The organism is Streptococcus sp. 2154 (genome assembly GCF_013277255.1).
In the GTDB taxonomy this organism is placed as follows: domain Bacteria; phylum Bacillota; class Bacilli; order Lactobacillales; family Streptococcaceae; genus Streptococcus; species Streptococcus pseudopneumoniae.
On the sequence record NZ_VMMK01000072.1, the window covers coordinates 1 to 538 of the forward strand.

Here is a 538-nt window from a genome sequence, read left to right on the forward strand (position 1 = left end):
GAACAATAGGTTGTGGCATTTAAATATCCTCCAATAGTTTTACTTTACTAATAGTATACAGGAGGTCTTCCATGAATGATAGATACCTTGTTATGACGCGCTTACCTTCAACCCACTACAGTTGACAAAGAGCCCAAACAAAAAGTGAACAAACCTGAATTCTAATGTACAGAAGACTAGGCTTGTTCACTTTTTTATAGTCGCTATAAGATGACCTTATCTATAGCTTTTTATACATAATTATATATTCAGACATACTATTATCAATTGTGTCGCAGGGAGGAATCTGTTAACGCACCCATTCACCATTATCATTGACTCTATAGCCATCTATACTTGTATTGATCGCTAGCTCACCCGATGCATTTACATAATACCATTTACTGCCAACTTGGAACCATTGATTGGCTTTCATAGAACCGTTGCTGTTGAGGTAGTACCATGAACCATTATTTTGTAGCCAACCTATCTCCATAGAACCATTATCGTTGAGATAGTACCATGAACCATCAACTTGCTCCCAACCTGTTGCCATGGA

The 538-nt window shown here is 37.5% G+C and carries 1 pseudogene; it reads right to left on the reverse strand.

The features are described 5' to 3' along the window. Window positions 1-289: 289 nt before the first annotated feature. A pseudogene (locus HT693_RS10780) lies at window positions 290-538 on the reverse strand (N-acetylmuramoyl-L-alanine amidase family protein); the annotation flags it as partial.